This is a genomic window from Pseudonocardia zijingensis (assembly GCF_042657305.1).
Lineage (GTDB): Bacteria > Actinomycetota > Actinomycetes > Mycobacteriales > Pseudonocardiaceae > Pseudonocardia > Pseudonocardia zijingensis.
In genome coordinates this window covers 142,421-158,429 of the sequence record NZ_JBHSKO010000005.1, presented here as the reverse complement: position 1 = coordinate 158,429, position 16,009 = coordinate 142,421, and the positions used below count along the sequence as shown (strand labels likewise).

Genomic DNA, 16,009 nt, shown 5'->3' with positions numbered 1-16,009 from the left:
GCACCCGGCGGGGTCGGCATGAAGGGGTCGGCCCCGCCGTGGCCCTTTGCGCGCGCGGGTTACGCAGGTTCAGGAAAGCCACATTCAGGGCCTCTCCGGCCCTGAATGTGGCTTTCCTGAACTTCGGGGGCGTCTCGCCTCAGCCGAGCAGGCGGTCCGGGGTGAGCGGCAGATCCGTCACGCGCACCCCCGTGGCGTGGTGCACCGCGTTCGCCACTGCCGCGGCCACCCCGGAGATGCCCACCTCCCCCACGCCGAGCAGGCCGAGGGGGGTGGTGGGGTCGGGCTCGTCGAGCCAGGAGACGTCGATCGCGGGGACGTCGGCCTGCACGGGGACGTGGTAGTCGGCGAGGCCTGCGCCGACGATCCGCCCGGTGCGCGGGTCGACCTCGGTGGCCTCGCTGAGCGCCGCCCCGATCCCCATGACGATCCCGCCGCGCAGCTGGCTGGCGGCCGTCTTCGGGTTGATCACCCGGCCGACGTCGAACACCGCGACCCACCGCGTCACGCGGACCTCGCCGGTGTCCTCGTCGACGGCCACCTCGCAGAAGTGGACCCCGGTGGCCGCCCGCACCTGACGCCGCTGATCGCCCACCATCCCCGCGAGGAAGCGCACCTGGCCCGCGACGCGGCCCACCGAGGTGCGCGCCCCGACCCGCCCCTCGAGCGAGGGCCGTCCGGAGCGGGCGAGGATCTGCGCGTAGGTCTCGCCCGAGCCGTCGGCCGCGAAGAGCCCGCCGTCGCGCGCCACCAGGTCGTCGATCCGCCGACCGCGCAGCGGCGAGCGGGACGACCGGCGGGCCAGCGCGAGCGCCGATCGTCGCAGCTCCTCGCACGCGCGCAGCACGCTCGCCGCCACCGTGGCGGTCTGGCCCGAGCCGCCGGCCATCGGTGCGACCGGCAGCGTCGAGTCGCCGAGCTCAACTCTGACCGCCTCGACCGGAACGCCGAGCGCGTCCGCCGCGATCTGCGCCTGCACGGTGGCTGCGCCCACCCCGATCTCCTGCATGCCGCAGCGCACGACGACTGTGCCGTCCATGCCGAGCCGCACGGTGACGTCCGCCATCAGCTGGATGGGCATGTGGAAGGCGGTGGCCACGCCCCAGCCGCGCAGCGTGTGCCCGTCGCGCATCGAGCGCGGACGGAGCGGGCGGTCGGCCCAGCCGAACCGCTGCGCCCCGCGGACGTACGCGGCGCGCAGGTTGCGGTGGGTGAACCGCTTCCCGTCGAGGGGGTTGCTCTCCGGTTCGTTGCGCATGCGGAGCTCGAGGGGGTCCATGGCGAGCTCGTGGGCCAGCGCGTCCATCCCGGACTCCAGCGCGAAGGTGCCCACGGCCTCGCCCGGTGCGCGCATGGCCGAGTTCGGGAGCGCGTCGAGCGTGGCGGTGCTGTGGCGCACGAGGATGGTGCGGGCCGCGTAGATGTGCTGCGACTGCCGCCCCACCGTCTCCGGCATCCCGCCGACGCGGCCCACCTGCGAGATCCCGGTGTGCACGATGGCGGTGAGCTCGCCGTCTCGCTCCGCGCCGAGCGCCACGCGCTGGATGGTGGGCGCGCGCCCGCCGACGGTGCGGAAGACGGCCTCGCGCGACAGGGCCAGCCGCACCGGGCGCTTCGCCACCCGCGCCGCCATCGCGCAGAGCACGGTGCCCGCCCAGACGAACCCCTTGCCGCCGAACCCGCCGCCGATGTTCGGCGCGATCACGCGGACACCCTCGAGGGGCACGTCGAACCGCAGCGCGAGGTGCCTGCGCACGAAGTCGATCGCCTGGGTGCTGTCGTGCACGGTGAGCCGGTCGCCGTCCCACACGGCGGTGGTGGCGTGCGGCTCGATCGCGTTGTGGTTCTGCGGTGGGGTGGTGAACCGCATGTCGACCGAGACGGGGGCGGCGGCGAGGGCCTGCTCGGCGTCGCCCTTGCGTCCTCCCTCGGGGAGGATCGGGATCCCGCGGGCGGGCTCGGCCGACCCCTCGGCGGCCGCGAAGTCGGTGACCGCGGGCTCGGCGGCGTAGCTCACCCGCACCAGGCGGGCGGCCTCCACCGCCGTCTCCAGGGTCTCCGCGACGACCACCGCGACGGGCTCGCCGTTCCAGTGCACCTCGTCGCTGCCGAGGTAGTTCACCTTCGTGCCCGCGGCCATCGTGCTCAGGTCGAACGGGTTGATCCGGGCCGCCGGCGGCTTCAGCGGCGGCGCGTTCCGGTGGGTGATCACGGCGAGCACGCCCGTGACCTCCTCGGCGGCCGCGGTGTCGATCGCCGTGATCCGGCCCCGCGCGATCGAGGCGTGCACGAGGGTGGCGTGGGCGATGTCCGGGTAGGGCCGGTCCGCGGTGTACTCGGATTCCCCCGTGGTCTTGACGGCGCCGTCGACGCGGTCGATCGACCGGCCGACCGCGGGTTCGGTCGCCGACGTGGGGCGGGTCCGCTCCGGTGCCTGGGTCATGCCGCGCCTCCCTCGGTCGCCAGCTGCCGCAGCGTCGCCACCACGGTGCGCTGCACCATCTCGATCTTGAACGCGTTGTCTGGCCGCGCCACGGCGGGCGCCAGTTCCGCGGCCGCCGCCTGCCGGAAGCTCTCCTCGGTGGCCGGCGCCCCGAGCAGGAGCCGTTCGGCCTCGTGGGCCCGCCACGGCGTGGTGGCGACGCCGCCGAGCGCCAACCGCACGTCCACGACGTCGCCGTCACGCACCTCGAGAGCCGCCGCCACCGACACCAGCGCGAACGCGAAGGAGGCGCGGTCGCGCACCTTGCGGTAGCGCGACCTGCGGGCCACCGGCGCCGCGGGCAGCTCGACGGCGGTGATGAGCTCGTCGGACTCGAGCGTGGTCTCGACGTGCGGGGTGTCGCCGGGCGCGCGGTGCAGCTCCGCGAGCGGGACGCGCCGCGTGCCCCGCAGGCTCTGCACCTCGACCACCGCGTCGAGCGCCACCAGCGCCACGGCCATGTCGGAGGGGTGCGCCGCGATGCAGTGCTCGCTGGTGCCGAGCACGGCGCTGCCGCGGTGGACGCCGCCGAGCGCGGCGCAGCCGGATCCGGGCTCGCGCTTGTTGCACGCGGCCGCGTGGTCGCGGAAGTAGGGGCAGCGGGTGCGCTGCAGCAGGTTGCCGCCCACCGTCGCCATGTTGCGCAGCTGCCCGGACGCGCCGGCGAGCAGCGCCTGGGAGAGCACCGGGTAGCGGGTGCGGACCAGCCGGTCGGCGGCGAGCCGGCTGTTGCGCACCATCGCACCGATGCGCAGGCCGCCGTCGGGCAGCTCGTCCACCCCGGCGAGCGGCAGCGCGCTGACGTCGACGACCGTCTCGGGCCGCTCGACGTCCTCGCGCATGAGGTCCACCAGGTTGGTGCCACCGCCCAGCGGCCGGGCACCCGCGGCGACCGCGCCCAGCGCGGTGGGGAGATCCGTGGCGCTGACGTACCCGAACGGCCTCACCGGGCCACCTCCTCGATGGCCTCGACGATCCCGTCGTAGGCGCCGCAGCGGCAGAGGTTCCCGCTCATCCGCTCCTTGATCTCGGGCTGCGTCAGCTCGATCTCCTCGGCGTCCACACGCGGTGTGACCACGCTGGGCATGCCGGCCCGGTGCTCGGCGAGCATCCCGAGGGCGGAGCAGATCTGGCCCGACGTGCAGAATCCGCACTGGAAGCCGTCCTGGCGGATGAACGCCTCCTGCAGCGGGTGGAGGTGGCCGGGCTGCCCGACCCCCTCGATCGTGGTGATGTCGCGCTCCGCGTACTGCACGGCGAGCGCGAGGCAGGCCACGATCCGCTCGCCGTCGACGAGCACGGTGCAGGCACCGCAGGCGCCCTGGTTGCAGCCCTTCTTGGTGCCGGTCAGCCCCAGGTGCTCGCGCAACGCGTCGAGCAGGCTGACCCGGGGGTCGAGCTCGAGGAGCTCGGTGGTTCCGTTGACACGGAGCTTCACGGGGATCACCCGGCACAGACTAAGGGAACGGCGTTGACTTAACAAGTCAACGCCGTTTCGCTATCGGCGGGTTAGGGTCGACGCGATGACCACGAAAGCCGGCTTCCTGCGCGCACGGCGGCCGGAGCAGAAGCAGCAGCGCTACGCCGCGATCCTCGACGCCGCGCGCGACCTCGCGGTGCGCGACGGTGTCGGCGCTGTCAGCCTCGCGGCGATCGCGGCCGAGGTCGGCATGCACAAGTCCGCGCTGCTCAGGTACTTCGAGACGCGCGAGGAGATCTTCCTGCGGCTCGCCGAGACCGAGTTCCAGGAGTGGGCGCCCAGCACCGCCGCCGCCCTCGCACACGCGGGGCCCGAGCCCGACGACGTGGCCGACGTCCTCGCGGGCTCGGTGGCCGACCGCCCCCTGCTCTGCCAGCTGCTGCTGCACTCACCGCTCACGCTGGAGCGCAACGTCTCGCTCGACGTCGTCCGCGCCTACAAGCAGGCCGTCCGCCGCTCCCTGGAGCAGATGGTGCCCGCGCTGCACCGGGCACTTCCCGCGCTCGACGAGGAGGCGTGCCTCGACCTGTTCGCGATGGCGGGGATCGCTGCCGCCGGGCTGTGGCAGGCGGCCCACCCGTCGCCGCAGGTGGTCGCCCTGCACGCCGAGGACCCGAACACCACCCACTACCCGGACTTCCGCGCCTCGCTCACCCGGTTCGTGCGGGTCTACCTCTCGGGCCTGCTGGCGGCGTGACGACAGGCGCCTAAGCGGCCACGGCGGGCGAGCGCCGCCAGCAGTCGTCGCGGCTGAGGGCGCACACGGCGAGCACGCGAACGGTGAGCCAGTCGGCGCGGTGCCAGCAGTCCCCCACGGCGGCACGCAGCCGGGCCGCATCGGTGCCCGCCTGGTCGAGCAGGCCCTTGGCGTAGCCGGCGAGCAGCACGGCACCCGCGGCCGCCGCCGAACCCTCGACACCGAGCAGCAGGATGTCGCGCACACCGGCGGCATGCTGGTCGACCGCGGCCATCAGCGCGGGGAGGGCAGCCGCGGCGCCGAGTCCGGCGTCACCCACCTGGTCCATCAGGCTCGCCAGCCAGCGCTCTGCGTGATGGTTGACCAGGAGGTCGAACAGTCCTGCCACGGCTGGGGAGGATATCCCGCCCGATCCGGCGATGGATTGGACCGTGACCGAACACGCAGTGACGTGCCCGGCTCAGAGCCAGATGCCGGGCCCGCCGAACGGACCCCTGGCCTCGCGGCCCGCGTCGCGCTCGCACGGCTCAACGGCGTCCGCGGTGCGCAACAGCCACCAGACCGACCCGAACGCGGCCACGACGACCACGGCGAACACCGACCCGGTCAGGGCGACCAGGCCGAGCACGATCGAGATCATCGCCCACTCCGGCACCGTCGTCTCGCCGGGACGGGCACACGGATCCTCCCCGGCGTCGTGCCGGCGCACGGCTTCGGCGAGCTGCTGGTCGTCGTCAGCGGTCCACTCCATGCCGCTCACCTCCCTTGTCGGGGGTACCCGCAACGGCCTACCACCCATGCGGCCGCTTCGCATCCGGCAACCGGGCGAGTCGCCCATAAGTGTTACCCGGCTGTCATGCCATCGCCCCGCGCGCGGCGAGATCGCCGGCGAGCGCGCCGGCCGCGGCCTGCAGCATCGGGACGATCCGCTCCACCGTCGCCCACGTGACGCGCGTGTCGGGCCCGGAGACCGACAGCGCGGGGGAGGCCGGGCCCCCGGGCACCGCGACGGCCACGCAGCGCACGCCCAGCTCCTGCTCGGCGTCGTCCACGGCGTACCCCTGCGCCCGGATGCGTTCCAGCTCGCGCTCCAGCCGATCCGGATCGGTGATCGTGTGCGGGGTCTGGGGGGCCATCCCGGTGCGGGCGACGATCGCGCGGACCTCCGTGGGCGGCAGCTGGGCCAGCAGCACCTTGCCCACCCCGGTGCAGTGCGCCGGGACCCGCCTGCCGACCTCGGTGAACATGCGCATCGAGTGCCGCGAGGGCACCTGGGCCACGTACACGACCGCGTCGCCGTCGAGCATCGCGAGGTTCGCCGTCTCCCCGGCCTGGTCGACGAGCTCGGCGAGCTGCGGGCGGGCCCACTCGCCGAGCATCCGCGACGCGGCGTCGCCCAGCCCGATCAGGCGCGGACCGAGCGCGTACCGGCGGGACGGCAGCTGGCGAACGTAGCCGGACGCCACCAGCGTGCGCACGATGCGGTGGATCGTGGGAAGGGGCAGGCCGGAGCGGGTGGCCAGCTCGGAGAGCGCGACGGCACCGCCCGCGTCCGCCATGTGCTCCAGCAGGGCGAACGCGCGGTCGAGGGACTGCACACCGCCGCCGCGGTCCGGCTGGCTCGCTGCGCCCACCGTGCTCCTTCCTGCGAGGTCTGGGGCCACCAGGTTAGGACGTGGCCGTCATTCCCCGGTCCAGGTGGCACGTTCCTTCCGGGCGAAGGCGGCAACCGCGGTCGCGAAGTCGGCGCTGCCGTACACGCGGGCCACGATGTCGTCCGCGTCCGGGAGCCCGGCCCGGCGCAGCCGCGTGAGCGTCTGCTTGGTGGCCCACATCGACAGGGGCGCGTGCGACGCGAGCGTCGCCACGGTCTCGGCGAGCGCAGCGTCGAGCGCCGCGCTGTCGTCGACGAGCTGGGTGACGAACCCGGCCGCGTGCACCTCGTCGGCGTCGAACAGCCGGGCGCGCAGGAGCATGTCCATGGCGCGCGAGCGGCCCAGGTGCGCCACCAGCAGCGCGGTGGTGTCCACCGACAGACAGTTGCCGAGCGTCCGCGCGATCGGCACGCCGAACCGGGCCGCGCGCGTGGCGATCCGCAGGTCGCACGTCGCGGCGAGCGCCAGCCCGCCGCCGACGCAGTAGCCGTCCACGGCGGCGACGGTGGGCACCGCGGTGTCCTCCAGCCTGCGCAGGATGCGGGTCATCCGCTCCTCGTACGCCACGCCCGCCGCGCCGTCGAAGCCGTCGAACTGGGCGATGTCGGTGCCGGACACGAACGACTTCCCGCCCGCCCCGCGCAGCACGAGCACGCGGATGTCCGGGTCGGCGTCGGCCTTCTCGCAGGCGTCGTGCACGCCCTCGTACATCGCGAACGTCAGCGCGTTGTGCGCCTGGGGGCGGTTGAAGGTCACCTGCAGGACGGGGCCGTCCTGCTCCACGAGGAGATCGCTCATGCCTACAGCCAACCCGGGGCGACGAGCAGCAGCCAGGTGATGGGCGGTGTGATGAGCACCATCGCGGCACCCCACTGCAGCAGCCGCTTGTACACGTAGTCGCGGTGCTCCTCGGGGGCGTTCGCCACGGTGAGGGCGCCGGAGGTGGAGTAGGGGCTGGAGTCGACCACCGACGAGGAGATCGCGAACGCCGTGATGACCCCGACCACGCCCAGCTGCCCGCCCATCAGCAGCGGGACGGCGAGCGGGATGAGCACCGTGATGATCCCGGTGGTCGAGGCGAACGCCGAGACCACGCTGCCGATGTAGAACAGCAGGAGCGCCGACAGCAGCGCGATGCCGATCCCGGCCACGCCCTCGCCGAGCACGTCGACCGTGCCGTTCTCCTCCATCAGCGAGACGTAGGTGGCGACACCGCAGACCAGCAGGACGGTGGGCCAGGCGACCTGCGCGACCGCGCCCTTGTACGCGGTCGGCGCGAGCAGCGAGAGCAGCACGGCCGCGGTGATGGCCAGGAACCCGACGTCGAGCTGGAACGCCAGCGCGCCCACCGCAACGCCGAGGAGCGCGACGAGCGTGAGCGACCGGTTGCGGTCGAGCTTGGTGACGGTGTGGTGCTCGCTGGAGAAACCGGCGCCGGTGGCACCCGTGGTGGCGCCGGTGTTCTTGGCCGCTCCGGGGCCGTCCTTCGTGAGGGCCGGGGACTCAGCGGCCATAGCCGGGGTGTCGGCCCGCCTTCCGATGAGCTGCCTGCCGCCGAAGAGGAAGAACATCGCGACGTTGAGCAGGGTGTTGTAGGCGAGGCTGCCCAGGAAGAGGAACAGCGGGTTGCCCGGCAGCCCCGCGGCGGCCACCACGCCGTTGGTGATCGACCCGAAGATGCTGATCGGCGAGAAGCCGCCCGCCGTGGCGCCGTTGATGATCGACAGGCCCATCAGCACCGGGTTGATGCGGTGCTGCACGGCGAGGCTGAGGCCGACCGGCGCGATGATCGCCACCGCGGCCGGTACGACCGAGCCGAAGGCGGTGAGCACGGCGGTGACCGCGAACATGATCCACGGGATGAGCACGATCCGGCCGCGCACCGCGCGCACCGATCTGTCGACCAGCCAGTCGACGGTGCCGTTGGCGCGGGCGATCGCGAACAGGAACGTCACCCCCACCAGGGTGACGAACAGGTCGCCCGGGAAGCCGGCGACGATCCCGTCGGCGACGTCGCCCGGGTCGCCCTCGAGCACCATCGTGCCGACGATGAACGCCGCGACGAGCGCGATCGCCCCGAGGTTGATCGGCACGGTGGTCGCGATGACGAATGCGACCACGAGGAGGAGGATCGAGATCAGGTGGATGGACATGAGCTCTTCCTCACGGCGGCGTTGTCGGAGGTTGTTCCGCATCGCGGAAGCCTGATTCCGGGCAGCAGTATGGTGGGGGTCACCTTCCGCGTCAACCGGAGGTGCGTCGGGCCGACAACCGGAGCATGCTGACCGGGCTGATGACGTCAATCACGATGCGGTAGGCGACTTCCGCGATACGACATAGGAGGCCGCGTGCACACCACCGGAGGCCGTCACTTCCTGCAGATCCCGGGCCCCACGAACGTGCCCGACCGGGTGCTGCGGGCGATGGCCGCGCCCACGATCGACCACCGCGGACCGGAGTTCGCCGAGCTCACCAAGGCCGTGCTGGCCGCGCTCGGCCCGGTGTTCGCCACCTCGGGGCCCGTCGTGATCTACCCGTCGTCGGGCACGGGGGCGTGGGAGGCGGCGCTGGTCAACACGCTCAGCCCGGGCGACCGCGTCCTGATGAGCGAGACCGGCCAGTTCTCCACGCTCTGGTCCGAGCTCGCGGGCCGGCTCGGGCTGCAGGTCGAGGTGATCCCCGGCGACTGGCGCCACGGCGCCGACCCCGCCGAGATCGGCCGCAGGCTCGCCGACGACCGCGAGCACGCGATCAAGGCCGTCTGCGTGGTGCACAACGAGACCTCCACCGGCGTCACCAGCCGCGTGCCCGAGGTGCGCACCGCGATCGACGAGGCGGGCCACCCCGCGCTGCTGCTCGTCGACACGATCTCCTCGCTCGGGTCCATCGACTACCGCCACGACGAGTGGGGCGTGGACGTCACCGTCGCCGGGTCGCAGAAGGGGCTCATGCTGCCCCCGGGCCTCGGCTTCAACGCGATCAGCGAGAAGGCGCTCGCGGCCTCACGCTCGGCGGGCCTGCCGCGCTCGTACTGGGACTGGGGCCCGATGATCGAGGCCAACGCGCGCGGGTTCTTCCCGTACACGCCGGGCACCAACCTGCTCTACGGCCTGCGCGAGGCCTGCGCGATGCTCGCCGAGGAGGGGCTGCCCAACGTCTTCGCGCGCCACCAGCGCCACGCCGCGGCCACCCGGGCCGCCGTGCGGGCCTGGGGCCTCGAGGTGCTGTGCGCCGACGAGCGCGAGCACTCCTCCTCCCTCACCGCCGTGCTGCTCCCCGAGGGCCACGACGCCGACGAGGTGCGCCGGGTGATCCTCGAGACGTTCGACATGTCCCTCGGAGCGGGCCTCGGCAAGCTCACCGGGAAGGTCTTCCGCATCGGCCACCTCGGCCACTTCAACGACCTCACGCTGGCCGGAACCCTCGGTGGGGTGCAGATGGGTCTGCAGCTCGCCGGGGTCCCGATCAAGCCGGGAGGTGTGGAAGCGGCACTCGAGCACGTGCGGGAGGCAAAGCGATGACCGAGCTCCAGCGGGCGCTCGACCGGGCACTCGACGGCGAGGTCCTGTTCGACGACTACACGCGCCACCTGTTCTCGCGCGACGCGAGCATGTACTCGATCACGCCGATCGGGGTGGTGGCGCCCCGCCACGCCGACGACGTCGTCACCGCCGTGCGCATCGCGGGCGAGCACGGCGTGCCGGTGCTCCCCCGCGGGGGCGGCACCAGCCTGGCCGGGCAGACCGTCGGCGAGGCGGTCGTGCTCGACTTCTCCCGGCACATGAGCACGATCCTCGACCTCGACCCGGAGGCCCGCACCGCTCGCGTGCAGCCCGGGGTGGTGCAGGACCAGCTCAACCGGGCCGCCGCGGCGCACGGGCTGATGTTCGGGCCCGACACGTCGACGTCCAACCGCGCCACGATCGGCGGGATGATCGGCAACAACTCCGCGGGCAGCGGGTCGGTCCGGTACGGGATGACGATCGACCACGTCCGCGAGCTGGACGTGGTGCTCTCGGACGCGTCCACCGCGCGGTTCGGGCCGGTCGACGAGGCCGAGCGCGCCCGGCGGGCGGAGGGTGACTCGCTCGAGGCGAGCCTGTACCGCGCGCTGCCCGCGCTCGTCGACGCGCACCGCGACGCCATCGCCGCCGGGTTCCCCAAGTTCTGGCGCCGGGCGGGCGGGTACCGGCTCGACCGGCTCACCGACTCGTTCGACCTGGCCCGTTTCGTGGTCGGCTCGGAGGGCACGCTCGTCGTCGCCACCGAGGCCGTGGTCGGGCTCGTGCCCAAGCCCACCAGGACCGTGATCGCGGTCGGGCACTTCCGGTCCACGCAGGCCGCCATCAACGCCACCCACGACGCGCTGTCGTGCGACCCGTCGGCCGTCGAGCTGATGGACCGCACCATCCTCGACCTGTCCCGCTCGAAGCACGAGTACGCCGCCCTCGGTTCGATCCTGGTGGACGACCCGGACGCGCTGCTCTTCGTCTCGTTCAGCGGCGACGACCCCGCGGAGCTCCGTGACCAGCTCGACCGGCTCGACGCGGCGTGGAAGCGCAACGGCCACAGCTACCACACGCTCCTCGCCGAGACCCCCGCGCAGCAGTCGGCGCTGCTGAAGGTCCGCAAGGCGGGCCTCGGGCTGCTGATGGCCGCGAGCACCGGCTCCAACCGGCCCGCCGCGTTCGTCGAGGACACGGCCGTCGACCCGGCCCGGCTCGCCGAGTACACCGAACGCTTCGCGAAGGTGCTCGACCGGCACGGCATGCGCGCCGGGTTCTACGGCCACGCGTCGGTCGGCTGCCTGCACGTGCGGCCGTTCGTCGACCTCTCCCGCCCGGAGGAGGTCGCGAAGATGCGGGCCGTGGCCGAGGAGGTCCGCGACCTCGTCGCCGAGTTCGGCGGCGCCAACTCCTCCGAGCACGGCGACGGCCTCGCCCGCAGCGAGTTCAACCGCAGCCTGTTCGGTGACGAGCTCTACGAGGCCATGCGCCGCGTCAAGGGCATCTTCGACCCGGACGGGCGGATGAACCCCGGCAAGATCGTCGACGCGCCGTCGATGACCGAGAACCTGCGTGAGCCCAAGCTGCCGCCCGCGGGCCCGCTCACCACCATGCTCGACCTCACGGTCGTGGCGGGCGGCGAGCACGGGATGCGCGGCGCCGCCGACCGCTGCCAGAACATCGGGCTGTGCCGCAAGGACGACACCGGCGTCATGTGCCCGTCCTACATGGCCACCCACCGCGAGGAGGACGCCACCCGCGGCCGGGCCAACGCGCTGGTCAAGGCGCTGTCCGAGCCCGACCCGCCCACCGCGCTCGGCGACGAGCGGCTGCACGAGGTGCTCGACCTGTGCCTCATGTGCAAGGCGTGCAAGAGCGAGTGCCCGCTCTCGGTGGACATGGCCACCCTCAAGGCCGAGGCCCTGCACCACAAGCACGGGACGAAGGGCATCCCGCTGCGGTCGCGGGTGTTCGCCGGCATCCGCGGCCTCAACCGCCTCGGCGCGGCGAGCGCCCCGATGGCGAACCTCCCCAACCGCGTGCCTGCGCTGCGGAAGGTCTTCGCGAAGGCCATCGGCATCGCGCCGGAGCGCCCGCTGCCGAGCTTCGCGAGCGAGACGTTGATGGCGTGGTTCCACTCCCGGGGAGTTCAGGAAAGCCACATTCAGGGCCGCACAGGCCCGGAAAGTGGCTTTCCTGAACCTCGGAGCCGCGGCCCCCTCACCTTCCTCGGCGACTCCTTCACCTCCTTCACCGAACCCGCGATCGGCATCGCCGCCATCGAGCTGCTGGAGCGGGCCGGCTGGGACGTGCGCCTCGAGTCGAGCGGCTGCTGCGGGCGGGCCGCGTTCTCCAAGGGCATGCTCGACCAGGCCAAGCGGCAGGCGTCCGGGCTCGTGGACGCGCTGGCGGGCACCGAGGGCCCGATCGCGGGCGTCGAGCCGTCGTGCGTGCTCACGCTCGGCGACGAGCACCGCGCCCTGCTCGGCGCGGACGACCCTCGCGTCGCGGACGTGTCCGGGCGCGCCAAGCTGGTGGACGAGCTGCTCGTCGAGGCGATCGACGACGGGTCGCTGAAGCTGCGGGAGGACGCCTGGCCCGCGGGGAAGCGGATCCTCTACCACGGCCACTGCCACCAGAAGGCCGAGGTCGGCACGGCGGCCACGGTGGCGTTGCTGTCGCGCATCCCCGGCGCGGAGGTCGTCGAGGTCGACGCCGGGTGCTGCGGGATGGCGGGCTCGTTCGGGTTCGAGGCCGAGCACTACGAGGTGTCGATGCAGGTGGGCGAGGACCGCCTGTTCCCCGCGGTGCGCGCCGAGCCGGAGGCCACGATCGTCGCGGCCACGGGGGTGTCCTGCCGCCAGCAGATCGCGCACGGCACCACCCGGGAGGCCCACCACCCCGTGGAGCTCATCCGCGCAGCCCTGGCCTGAGCTGCACGAACGGCACCCTCGTACCGCTCTATCGGACGAGGGTGCCGTTCGTACGCGGGAGCGCGGCCTCCACCTGCCCCACCGGGGCGCCGTGGCCCAGCACCGGGACCTCACCCACGCCGGCCGGCACGGAGACCTCCAGCTCGCCCACGAGCGCCGTGACCACCGCGGGCAGGGCGCGCGGGGCACCGTCGGCGATCTTCACGGCCAGCGCGCCGCCGTCGGGGAGGGCAGCGGCGAACACGCCCTCCGCACCGTCCTTCGCCACGATCCCGGGCACCGCCTCGACCAGGCGCGTGACGAAGCGTCCTGTGCCGCCGACCCACCACGGGTGCGCCCGCACGGCGTCCGCCACCCGGTGCTCGGACGTGCCGGGCGCGGCCGTCGCGATCCGCCGGAACGCGCGCGCCAGCCCGGTGGGGGTGCAGGAGAAGAGCGGGGCGCCGCAGCCGTCCACGGTGACGTGGGCCGGGTCGCCGTCGCCGGTCAGCTCGGCCACCGTGGCGCGGATCGCCCGCTGCAGCGGGTGGCCGGGGTCCCGGTAGCCGACGTGGTCCCAGCCCGCGGCCACGCACGTGGCCAGCATCGCAGCGTGCTTCCCGGAGCAGTTCTGGGTGATCGCGGTGGGCCCGTCCCCCGCGCACAGCCAGGCCGCCGCGGCGTCGGCGTCGAGCGGCAGGGCGGGGGTGTTGTCGAGGTGGGCCTCGCCGAGGCCCGCACCCTCCAGGATGCGGCACACCCCCGCGAGGTGCTCCCGCTCGCCGGAGTGGCTCGCGCACGCGAGCGCGAGCAGCTGTCCGTCGAGGTCCAGCCCGCTGCGCAGCATCGCGACCGCCTGCACGGGCTTGAGCGACGACCTCGGGAAGAACGCCCGGTCGGGATCGCCGTGGCGCAGCAGCACCGAACCGTCCGGCGCCAGCACCACCAGGTGCCCCCGGTGCACCGACTCCACCACCCCGCCGCGCACCACGCGGGCCACGACCTGCGCCCCGTCCTCGATCACACCGGCACGCTACGTCGCGTCCCTACGCCACCGGCGGTAGGGCGAGGCACTCCCGCGGACGGAGGTGCGCGGCGCCCGCGCCGGTTAGCGTCGGACCATGCGAACCGGTGGGCGTCCGAGCTGGTGGGCGGGGGTCCTGCCCACCGCGGTGCTGCCGGTGGCCGTCGCCTTCGTCACCATCGTCGGCACCTCGTTCACCCAGGAGTTCGGCACCGGCACCCGCTACCTCGACGTGGCCGGCAGGCTGCTGCTGCTCGCAGGCCCCGCCGCGCTGGTGTTCCGCCGGTGGAACCCGCCCGCCGTGTTCGCCGGGGTCGCCGCCGTGCTGCTGGTCTACCTCGCGGCCGGCTACCCGTTCGGGCCGGTGCCGCTCGCCTCGTTCGTCGCGCTCGGCACCGCCGTCGGCCGCGGGCACCGGCGGGCGGGGTACACGATCGCCGCCGTCACCTTCGCCGGCGTGGTGGCGTCGTACGTGCTGAACCACCCCGGACACGCGTTCCCCCTCGGCGGCGCGTCTGCATGGCTCGCGTGGATCGCCGCGTTCGTCGCGGCCGTCGAGCTCTGGCGGGCCCGGCGCGAACGCCGCGAGCAGGCGAGGGCTGCCGCGGCCGAGGTGGAGCGCCGCCGCGGCAGCGAGGAGCGGCTGCAGATCGCGCGCGACCTCCACGACGTGCTCGGCCACCACATCTCGCTCATCAACGTGCAGGCCGGGGTGGCGCTCTACCTGATGGACGACGACCCGGAGCAGGCTCGCTCGGCGCTCACCGCGATCAAGCAGTCGAGCCGGGACCTGCTGCGCGAGATGCGCTCGACCCTCGGCGTGCTGCGCGGGGTGGACGAGGAACCACCGCAGCACCCGGTGGCCGGGCTGGCGCGGCTGGACGAGCTGGTGGACGCCACCCGTGCGGCCGGGCTGCCCGTCGACGTCGAGATCGACGGGGAGCCGCGGGAGCTGCCACCGAGCGTCGACACGGCCGCGTACCGGATCATCCAGGAAGCGCTGACCAACGCCCGCAAGCACGCCGGACCGGCGCGGGCGTCGGTGCTGCTCACCTACACCGAGGACGGGATCAGGATGCGGATCGACGACGACGGCGCCGGCCCCGCGGGTGGGCCCGGCACGGGCAACGGGCTGCCGGGGATGCGCGAACGCGCCGAGGCCCTCGGTGGCACGCTCACGGCGGGCCCGCGCCCCGGTGGCGGCTTCCGGGTCGACGCACACCTGCTCACGACGGGAGGCGATCGGTGATCGGGGTCCTGCTGGTGGACGACCAGGCGCTGGTGCGCGCGGGGTTCCGCGCACTGCTGCGGGCGCAGCCCGACATCGAGGTGGTCGGCGAGGCCGAGGACGGCGCCACCGCCCTCACGATGGCCCGCGACACCAAACCGGACGTCGTGCTGATGGACATCCGCATGCCGGGTCGCAACGGCCTCGACGCCACGAAGGACATCGTGGCCGACCCGCGCCTGTCCGGCGTGAAGGTCATCGTGCTGACGACGTTCGCCGAGGACGCGTACGTCTTCGACGCCATCCGCAACGGCGCGAGCGGCTTCCTGGTGAAGGACATCGAGCCGGTGGAACTGGTGCACGCGATCCGCGTGGTGCACGGCGGCGACGCACTGCTGTCCCCGGTGGTCACGCGGCGGCTGATCGAGGAGTTCGCGGCGCGGGCCAAGCCGCCGCAGCCGGCCAAGCAGATCACGGCGCTGATGGACCAGCTCACCGACCGCGAACGCGAGGTGGTGGCGCTCGTGGCCGCCGGCCTGTCCAACGACGAGATCGCCGAGCGGCTCGTGGTGAGCCCGGCCACCGCGAAGACGCACGTCAGCCGGGCCATGATCAAGCTCGCCGCGCGCGACCGCGCGCAGGTGGTGGTGCTGGCCTACGAGAGCGGCCTCGTGCGGCCCGGCTGGACCGGTTAGACGAGCAAGTCCGAGCTCGATCAGTCGTCGAGGTCGGTGAATCGACGGGCGGGCGGCCGCGGACGGCCTCCTGATGGCGCCGCGCATCGTGCGGGGCCGCCCCTCCGGCAGGCTCCGCGGGCGGGCCGGGGCGCCTGCCCCTTTGCGCGCACGGCGCCACCAGGAGGCGGTCCTCCCATCAAACGAGGGCTCCCCAGCCGATTGATCGGTGAACCGGCCCGTTTCCCGACGGAACGCGTCGGGTTCCGCGCCGAAACAACGATCATGCTCCGGGGCGGGCGGCCCATGCCGCGTGTGATCAGCGCGAGCCGCGCACCAGGGCTGTCACAG

At 73.5% G+C, this 16,009-nt stretch carries 14 protein-coding genes; 5 read left to right on the top strand and 9 right to left on the bottom strand.

Annotation, left to right across the window (positions count from 1 at the left end; all coding sequences use genetic code 11):
- Window positions 1-139: 139 nt before the first annotated feature.
- The 3 genes from ACFPL3_RS12860 to ACFPL3_RS12850 are packed head-to-tail and all read right to left on the bottom strand — an operon-like array spanning window position 140 to window position 3,929.
- Window positions 140-2,443 (bottom strand): xanthine dehydrogenase family protein molybdopterin-binding subunit, encoded by a 2,304-nt coding sequence (locus ACFPL3_RS12860; RefSeq protein ID WP_343945238.1) that lies wholly within the window; start codon window positions 2,441-2,443, stop codon window positions 140-142.
- The gene (locus ACFPL3_RS12855; protein WP_343945239.1) at window positions 2,440-3,429 is read right to left on the bottom strand and encodes an FAD binding domain-containing protein; all 990 of its coding nucleotides are present in this window, start codon (window positions 3,427-3,429) and stop codon (window positions 2,440-2,442) included. The genes ACFPL3_RS12860 and ACFPL3_RS12855 overlap by 4 nt, the downstream gene beginning before the upstream one ends.
- Window positions 3,426-3,929 carry a 2Fe-2S iron-sulfur cluster-binding protein gene (locus ACFPL3_RS12850; RefSeq protein WP_343945240.1) on the bottom strand — a complete coding sequence of 168 codons (504 nt, stop codon included), beginning with the start codon at window positions 3,927-3,929 and terminating at the stop codon, window positions 3,426-3,428. Before ACFPL3_RS12850 ends, ACFPL3_RS12855 begins: the two co-directional genes overlap by 4 nt.
- Before the next feature lie 76 nt (window positions 3,930-4,005).
- On the opposite strand from ACFPL3_RS12850, the gene ACFPL3_RS12845 reads away from it, so the two are divergent.
- On the top strand, window positions 4,006-4,659 hold the full coding sequence (locus ACFPL3_RS12845; protein ID WP_343945241.1) for a TetR/AcrR family transcriptional regulator: 654 nt from the start codon (window positions 4,006-4,008) through the stop codon (window positions 4,657-4,659).
- Between the two features lie 10 nt (window positions 4,660-4,669).
- Here the strand turns inward: ACFPL3_RS12845 and ACFPL3_RS12840 are convergent, their stop codons facing one another.
- The 5 genes from ACFPL3_RS12840 to ACFPL3_RS12820 form a co-directional block, all read right to left on the bottom strand.
- A complete protein-coding gene (locus ACFPL3_RS12840; RefSeq protein ID WP_343945242.1) occupies window positions 4,670-5,047 on the bottom strand; it encodes a DUF6401 family natural product biosynthesis protein in 378 nt (125 codons plus the stop codon).
- A gap of 72 nt (window positions 5,048-5,119) precedes the next feature.
- Window positions 5,120-5,410 carry a hypothetical protein gene (locus ACFPL3_RS12835; RefSeq protein ID WP_343945243.1) on the bottom strand — a complete coding sequence of 97 codons (291 nt, stop codon included), beginning with the start codon at window positions 5,408-5,410 and terminating at the stop codon, window positions 5,120-5,122.
- Window positions 5,411-5,513: 103 nt separating this feature from the next.
- The gene (locus tag ACFPL3_RS12830) at window positions 5,514-6,293 is read right to left on the bottom strand and encodes an IclR family transcriptional regulator (protein ID WP_343945244.1); all 780 of its coding nucleotides are present in this window, start codon (window positions 6,291-6,293) and stop codon (window positions 5,514-5,516) included.
- Window positions 6,294-6,341: 48 nt separating this feature from the next.
- On the bottom strand, window positions 6,342-7,112 hold the full coding sequence (locus ACFPL3_RS12825; RefSeq protein WP_343945245.1) for an enoyl-CoA hydratase: 771 nt from the start codon (window positions 7,110-7,112) through the stop codon (window positions 6,342-6,344).
- Between the two features lie 2 nt (window positions 7,113-7,114).
- The gene (locus tag ACFPL3_RS12820) at window positions 7,115-8,467 is read right to left on the bottom strand and encodes an SLC13 family permease (RefSeq protein ID WP_343945246.1); all 1,353 of its coding nucleotides are present in this window, start codon (window positions 8,465-8,467) and stop codon (window positions 7,115-7,117) included.
- A gap of 195 nt (window positions 8,468-8,662) precedes the next feature.
- On the opposite strand from ACFPL3_RS12820, the gene ACFPL3_RS12815 reads away from it, so the two are divergent.
- The gene (locus ACFPL3_RS12815) at window positions 8,663-9,835 is read left to right on the top strand and encodes a pyridoxal-phosphate-dependent aminotransferase family protein (RefSeq protein WP_343945247.1); all 1,173 of its coding nucleotides are present in this window, start codon (window positions 8,663-8,665) and stop codon (window positions 9,833-9,835) included.
- Window positions 9,832-12,753, top strand: a complete 2,922-nt coding sequence (locus ACFPL3_RS12810) for an FAD-binding and (Fe-S)-binding domain-containing protein (protein WP_343945248.1) — start codon at window positions 9,832-9,834, stop codon at window positions 12,751-12,753. Before ACFPL3_RS12815 ends, ACFPL3_RS12810 begins: the two co-directional genes overlap by 4 nt.
- A 28-nt stretch (window positions 12,754-12,781) precedes the next feature.
- Here ACFPL3_RS12810 and ACFPL3_RS12805 read toward each other — a convergent pair whose 3' ends face one another.
- Window positions 12,782-13,756, bottom strand: a complete 975-nt coding sequence (locus ACFPL3_RS12805) for an asparaginase (protein WP_343945249.1) — start codon at window positions 13,754-13,756, stop codon at window positions 12,782-12,784.
- Between the two features lie 97 nt (window positions 13,757-13,853).
- Between ACFPL3_RS12805 and ACFPL3_RS12800 the strand changes: the two genes are divergently transcribed.
- Together ACFPL3_RS12800 and ACFPL3_RS12795 are read left to right on the top strand one after the other, a co-directional pair.
- Entirely contained in the window at window positions 13,854-15,005 is a 1,152-nt protein-coding gene (locus ACFPL3_RS12800; RefSeq protein ID WP_343945250.1) for a sensor histidine kinase, read from the top strand.
- A complete protein-coding gene (locus ACFPL3_RS12795; RefSeq protein ID WP_343945251.1) occupies window positions 15,002-15,679 on the top strand; it encodes a response regulator transcription factor in 678 nt (225 codons plus the stop codon). Before ACFPL3_RS12800 ends, ACFPL3_RS12795 begins: the two co-directional genes overlap by 4 nt.
- Window positions 15,680-16,009 lie beyond the last annotated feature (330 nt).

What these genes read in the sequence shown, in the direction of transcription:
- ACFPL3_RS12860 (WP_343945238.1), bottom strand. Translation starts at nt 2,443, where the DNA reads ATGACCCAGGCACCGGAGCGGACCCGCCCCACGTCGGCGACCGAACCC.
- ACFPL3_RS12845 (WP_343945241.1), top strand. Translation starts at nt 4,006, where the DNA reads ATGACCACGAAAGCCGGCTTCCTGCGCGCACGGCGGCCGGAGCAGAAG.
- ACFPL3_RS12835 (WP_343945243.1), bottom strand. Translation starts at nt 5,410, where the DNA reads ATGGAGTGGACCGCTGACGACGACCAGCAGCTCGCCGAAGCCGTGCGC.
- ACFPL3_RS12825 (WP_343945245.1), bottom strand. Translation starts at nt 7,112, where the DNA reads ATGAGCGATCTCCTCGTGGAGCAGGACGGCCCCGTCCTGCAGGTGACC.
- ACFPL3_RS12820 (WP_343945246.1), bottom strand. Translation starts at nt 8,467, where the DNA reads ATGTCCATCCACCTGATCTCGATCCTCCTCCTCGTGGTCGCATTCGTC.
- ACFPL3_RS12810 (WP_343945248.1), top strand. Translation starts at nt 9,832, where the DNA reads ATGACCGAGCTCCAGCGGGCGCTCGACCGGGCACTCGACGGCGAGGTC.
- ACFPL3_RS12800 (WP_343945250.1), top strand. Translation starts at nt 13,854, where the DNA reads ATGCGAACCGGTGGGCGTCCGAGCTGGTGGGCGGGGGTCCTGCCCACC.